The 5,673-nt window shown below is 36.5% G+C and carries 7 protein-coding genes; 5 read left to right on the forward strand and 2 right to left on the reverse strand.

Features of this window, described 5'->3' with window-relative positions; all coding sequences use genetic code 11:
* Nucleotides 1-78: 78 nt before the first annotated feature.
* Both H2245_RS11925 and H2245_RS11930 read left to right on the forward strand, forming a co-directional pair.
* Nucleotides 79-510 carry a hypothetical protein gene (locus H2245_RS11925; protein ID WP_182407629.1) on the forward strand — a complete coding sequence of 144 codons (432 nt, stop codon included), beginning with the start codon at nt 79-81 and terminating at the stop codon, nt 508-510.
* A 181-nt stretch (nt 511-691) separates the two neighbouring features.
* A complete protein-coding gene (locus H2245_RS11930; RefSeq protein WP_182407630.1) occupies nt 692-1,021 on the forward strand; it encodes a hypothetical protein in 330 nt (109 codons plus the stop codon).
* Between the two features lie 6 nt (nt 1,022-1,027).
* Here the strand turns inward: H2245_RS11930 and repM are convergent, their stop codons facing one another.
* A complete protein-coding gene (repM, locus tag H2245_RS11935) occupies nt 1,028-1,972 on the reverse strand; it encodes a replication initiation protein RepM (RefSeq protein ID WP_182407631.1) in 945 nt (314 codons plus the stop codon).
* Between the two features lie 296 nt (nt 1,973-2,268).
* Nucleotides 2,269-2,685, reverse strand: coding sequence for a hypothetical protein (locus tag H2245_RS11940; protein ID WP_182407632.1), 417 nt, complete (start codon nt 2,683-2,685; stop codon nt 2,269-2,271).
* 200 nt (nt 2,686-2,885) lie between these two features.
* On the opposite strand from H2245_RS11940, the gene mobQ reads away from it, so the two are divergent.
* The 3 genes from mobQ to H2245_RS11955 form a co-directional block, all read left to right on the forward strand.
* The gene (mobQ, locus tag H2245_RS11945; RefSeq protein WP_182407633.1) at nt 2,886-4,553 is read left to right on the forward strand and encodes a MobQ family relaxase; all 1,668 of its coding nucleotides are present in this window, start codon (nt 2,886-2,888) and stop codon (nt 4,551-4,553) included.
* A gap of 120 nt (nt 4,554-4,673) precedes the next feature.
* Nucleotides 4,674-4,907 (forward strand): hypothetical protein, encoded by a 234-nt coding sequence (locus H2245_RS11950; RefSeq protein WP_182407634.1) that lies wholly within the window; start codon nt 4,674-4,676, stop codon nt 4,905-4,907.
* 8 nt (nt 4,908-4,915) lie between these two features.
* Nucleotides 4,916-5,673, forward strand: a 758-nt coding sequence (locus H2245_RS11955; RefSeq protein ID WP_182407635.1) for a hypothetical protein, incomplete at its 3' end; no start/stop codon positions are given.

The raw sequence follows: 5,673 nt of genomic DNA on the forward strand, positions 1-5,673 counted from the left end.
AGCTAAATTTCATGGAGTTTATGCATCAAGATTTCCTGAAGCATATTATAAGATTGAGCTTCTGATGGAGACTTTGATTTGAGTGCAGATCAACAACGCCTATCTTGCGCATGGCGATATATAGGACCCTTAAAGTCTAAGTCTCAAAACTACCGTGAAGCTTTTAAGCTGAGAGTCTATCCAGACGGCACACTAGAAGAGTGTTTATCCTTCGATGTGAATTCAATAAATTCAAGAACTCAAGAAGATAAAATATCTGATATATATAAAATATATGAAGCAAAACCATGCTATAAAACTAGTAAGAACGGTAGATTGGTGATGGTAGATCTAATCAAAGTACAAGATGAAGTAAATTTCTCTGAAGAGGTGGTGAATGCTGTTATTGATAGAGATCCTCATTGTGGATTATTTTATATAAATCGTCATGACTTACCAGAATCTCAACATTTAGAAATTGCATTATCGCTTTACTACAATATAGTAGATGATATACCTGGATCTCAATAGCTCTAATATACTGTTAACTAGAATAACTCAGGTAATATTTGATAGATTTCTTACACTGTAAAGTGTCTTTTTCAGTTGATCAATTGAAGGAGATGTAAGGTGTTTCCCACTATAGTATTCGCACATTTTTTAGTCTATGATCGTCAGTAAGTTTTAAAACTCTATACCAGGAATACTTTGTATGATGACATCGATGCACTACTATCGTTATGCTGAAAAAAAGCGTTTAAAGTTACTGATTATATCTGTAGGTATCACTTTTTCTATGCTCTTTATACTTGCTCCACATATCGCATACTGGGAAGTTTTGGTCCCAATGATATTTATGGTAGGTGCATGCTTATATAAGATTCACAATACAGAATTATATCTATTTCTTGGTTTGCGAGAAATAGAAAACTTAATAAGCTTAGAAGAAAAATTCAACACTGAAATATTTTCTTATGCTGCCATATGTCAACATGAGAAAAACTTAAAACACGGTTCGTTAAATCTTTATTCTTGCTTCTAGTTTTTATCACTCAAGATACTCTCTGATCGGACGCTTACTAAACTGTGACGCGTCCTTTTTTAGTCGATTAATCATTTCAAACTCCCATCCTTTCTGAGACTGTCCAGCCGGACTAGTTGGGCTTACTAAATGATTATATTCAGCTATAAAATTGGAATTGCGAACGATACGTCCTAGCTGCTTATCATTTAGACCTTCAATCGTAAACATATCAGCAGTATCAACATCACGCAGCTTACTTATTTTGTCTGTCTTAATTTTCAGTTTCTCATGAACTATAAACTTAAAGCCTGTAATCGTCCTACCTTTCTTCACCTGCGAATAGCTGACTTTAATATCTGATTTCTCATTAATTTCTTTAACAGCAAGGTCTAGAACCCTTAATTTAAAGTTACCCATCCGCTTGTATTCGTGACCTTCTATACCTAACTGGTCTCTGAATTTATCAAGCTCAAACAAGGGTGTATTCTTAGCAGCTACCCACTGTACTAGCAGCTCATACAACCTGACGGAATAAATACTATCCATACTGGCGGTTTGCTCAAGCAAGTATGAAGTGAAAAAATCTTCTGCCCCATCAATACGACTAATGCCATTAACTACAGCAAGAGTAAATACCAACTCAATTGCACCTTCATCGTCAAGATAGGTAACTTGCTGAACCCAACGTGACTTAATAAGCTTTCCTCTCTCGTCTATGTAACTAAAACGCCTATTAAATAAGTTTTCCTCAGCATCTTTCATACGCTGATAACCATTCTGTCGCGTTGTTTCAAAAATTTCTGCGTAACGCAAAGCGTCAATGCGTAAAGGCTTATCTGTACTTAATCCTGTATTTGTTTCTCTCGCATCTACTATTGCTAACTGAATGATACGAATTTCAGGTAACGATAGGTTCTGTAATGCTGAATTTAGCTGATTTGTTTTAACGACTAGGTTACCTTTTGACATTTGATTCATCCATAAATTAAATAATGACTACGCTATCATAACGATGTATATTAATCTACTTAAAAAAATAAGTAGGTTAATGGTAACTAGAAGTAGTCATATGGGTAACTAGAAGTAGTCATATGGGTAACTAGAAGTAGTCATATGGGTAACTAGAAGTAGTCATATGGACGCTGTACGCTTTTAATACCAATGGTTCTAGCATGTCTAAAAGCACTTAAAAGCATTAAAAACATTAAAAGCCTTTTTCTGTTTTTTATTAACTAACAAGACGAGTGAAAAAACGAACTACATTCTTAACTTAAATCTTCAACACTATCATCAAAATAGTCAGAAAATAATTCTATATCATAATCACGTCTTAAAAACCTATCTAGCTCTTTACGGACAAAATCTTTACTTAGCTTGTCGGTTTTCAATAAATGCTCAACCATAGCACCCAATAGATACTTCTGCTGATTATGTTTTCTAGTATTGATAGCTTCATCAGCCTTTTCCTTACGCTTATCTATGTCCTGTATTCTATTGTTATTCTGACTGATATATTTATCTAGCTTTTCGATTCTCTCTATCGCAGTGAGCAACCATTTATTTTTCTTTGGATTGTCTTTTACGACTGCTGAACGAACCGATCTCATTTCAGCAAGCAGCTCATCACGTTCAAGCAATTTTTTAGCTAACTGATCTTCTAGTTCCTTTCTTATTTTAGACACCTAACTTGCTCCTACCCTTGTATAAGACTTAAAAATAGTACCATAATTGAGTACAAGGGCGCACTTATGCAAACTATGCTAAACTCCCCTTATCGGTGAGCTTAGCATAGTTTGCGTGCGGCAAAGAGAAATCCCCCTGCACCCCCTAAAAACCAAAACATTTTTCTGCTGAAAAATGACAAGGAATGAATCAGTAAGTTATGGCAATCTATCACTTATCCGTCAAAACATTCTCACGCAGCAATGCACAATCTGCTACTGCTGCTGTGGCTTATCGTGCCGGTACAGAAATATATTCAGACCGTGATAGGTGTCATCATGATTACACGAGAAAAAGTGATGTACTGCACAGTGAGATATTTTTACCGGATAACGCCCCAGAGTGGGCGTTAGATCGTCAGCAGCTGTGGAATGAAGTAGAGAGCGCAGAGAAGCGCAAAAATAGTACCGTAGCAAGAGAGTTTGAAGTGGCGTTACCGCATGAACTCAATGAAGAACAGCGCATTGCACTGGTACAGGACTTTGCTAAGCAGATCGTAGCAAGACATGGCTGTGCGGTAGATGCTCATTTGCATGATGATAGAAGCCGAAATAAGAAGCAAAACTTCCATGCTCATATCATGCTGAGTACCAGAAGACTGGAACAAGACGGTTTTACGACGAAAACCCGTGAGCTTGACGAGCGAAAAAGCGGTGAGGTGGTCTATTGGCGTGAACAGTGGGCGAAAACTACCAATGAGCATCTACATGAGCATGGTATTAGAGATAAGAATAATAATCTTATTGGTATTGACCATAGAAGCCTGAAAGATCAGGGCTTAGAGCGTGAGCCAACCATCAAGATGGGCGTTGCGGCAAGTGCCTTAGAGCGTAAAGGGATTAAAACGGAGCTTGGTAACTTTAATCGTGCGGTAAGTGCCTATGATCCTGATGCCGCTAATGAGCTTTTGGAAAAGCAACTCAAGCAAGCAACTGAGTTTCAGAACAAAGTCCTTTTTGTTAAACGCAGACTGCCCGAAGTCAAAAGAGACATTGCTGAAAAACAGCCTAAGCTATACCAAGCCTTTGATGATCTAGGAATACCAACGGCTGAACCTGAACCCATTAGGAGTGTTGATGATGAGCAAGAACGAGAAAGAATCGAGCCAGTTAGTGAGCCAATGGATAGATCGCCAAGCCCTGAGAGCGATTCAAATGAGCGAGGACGAGAACTACCGCCAGTTGGTAGCAGCGAGAGCAACGAATTGGGGCAAGGACATAACAGCGAAGTCCGACCTGCGGATAAGGCAGTCACAAGCACCGCACCTAGAGATATAGCAGAACCGCCACAGCAGTCCATAGAACATGTTCAACAGCCAAAAGCACCACAAGCCACAGAAGAAGCCATTAAAACGCCTACAGCGCCAAATAGAGCCGATGAGATAGCCGAAAAGCGTCTACTGGTTAAGGGTTTTGTGCAACGGTGTAAGGAAATGGCAAATCAAGCACATAGAAGCCAGTTAAAGATACTAAAAGCACAAGGTGAGCCTATCTATGCTGAAATACAGCGACTAAAACACAATGAGCCATGGAATCCCTTTAAAACAAAGGCGTGGCAAGCAGAATTGGATAAGAAAGTAGCTCAGCATAACGACATTAAATCATCGTTTGATGATTTGAAAAATCAGGGCGTAACCGCAGAGCTTATACAAGCAGTTCATGCAGACGAGCACCGTAGAAACCCTGTGGAATACCAGAGTATTAGTACTATGGAAGATGAAGTAGCAGCATACGATCAAGAGCAAGTCAAAATATTAAGAGAACAGCGCCAACAACAGTTGGAGCTAAAACGCCAAGATGTTAGAGTGGATCAAGATATAGAGCGATAAAAGCATATATGTGAATAATTAGTAAAAAGCTAAACACTAACCATGTCTTGAGGTTTTTACAGAAACCCATATAATGCAGATATTAAATTTAAATTATTATAAATTAACGAGATACTGATTATGAGTAATACTAATGCTAATACAGTTTTCATCAGTGGCTTAGGTATAAAAGTAAATGAAAATGACAAAATTGTATTTTTAAGTCTAATTGACGCAATGAATTCTGAAGATGAATATATATATAATTTTGCCTTACCTCAGACTATATTAAAAAACCTTGTAGAAGGCTTAACTCTTGTGAGTAAAGAATTAGAAGTGGAAATAGAGGTTGATAGCGTTAAATTGGAAGAGTGAGATAGCTCATGATAAACTATTTGTCTAGAGAGGTAGTTACAGCACCTCGTGTGTCTAGAAGGCCTTCAAAGATCAGTCAAAAAACAACAGTTCTTGACACGGTCGTAGAAGCTACAAAAAAAATTATAGACTTGAATGATGTTTTAGGTGGAAAACATGTTCATGTTAGAGAGCGTATAAAATATTCTAGAGAGATATCTAGAATGAACGCAGAGATTAATAAGAGTAAAGAGTATATCGCTAATCAGCTTGATTTTCATAAAATTATTTATGATTCTATTAATATTAAAGATATATATAGCGATACTTCAAAAACACCTGAATTAGATTATTTTCATGTACTTAATACGCATGTACTTAAAGAAAAATACGAAACACATATTAATAAAGTAAAAGAAATTAGAGATGACAAGTTAGACTATCTATTTTCTAATCCACCTTTTAACGCAATAGCTATTGACGAAATTTTGAGTTTTTTAAGAATGCACTTCAGTAAAGCCATTTTAAATAGCCTTGAGAATAATTTAAAAGAAGCTTTTTCTGAAGATGATCAAACTATTAATATAAACTATGCTTCTTTTTTAAATTATCTTTACATACTTCCTTCGAAAAAAATTCAAAAATCTGATGTTGCTATCGATCAGGATACTGGGAAAATAGTTATATTTTATAACTCTGATGAAAATGATTATGATAGTAAGAAAATATCTCTTATTCCAAATGAAAAAAATTTTACTGTCTCAATAATATCTAGAAAAGATGGTCT

It is taken from the genome of Psychrobacter sp. GP33, from assembly GCF_014119005.1.
Classification (GTDB): Bacteria; Pseudomonadota; Gammaproteobacteria; order Pseudomonadales; family Moraxellaceae; genus Psychrobacter.

Bases quoted from the DNA above. Each gene is read 5' to 3' on its own strand.
- H2245_RS11930 (WP_182407630.1), top strand. From the start codon at position 692: ATGATGACATCGATGCACTACTATCGTTATGCTGAAAAAAAGCGTTTA.
- repM (WP_182407631.1), bottom strand. From the start codon at position 1,972: ATGTCAAAAGGTAACCTAGTCGTTAAAACAAATCAGCTAAATTCAGCA.
- mobQ (WP_182407633.1), top strand. From the start codon at position 2,886: ATGGCAATCTATCACTTATCCGTCAAAACATTCTCACGCAGCAATGCA.
- H2245_RS11950 (WP_182407634.1), top strand. From the start codon at position 4,674: ATGAGTAATACTAATGCTAATACAGTTTTCATCAGTGGCTTAGGTATA.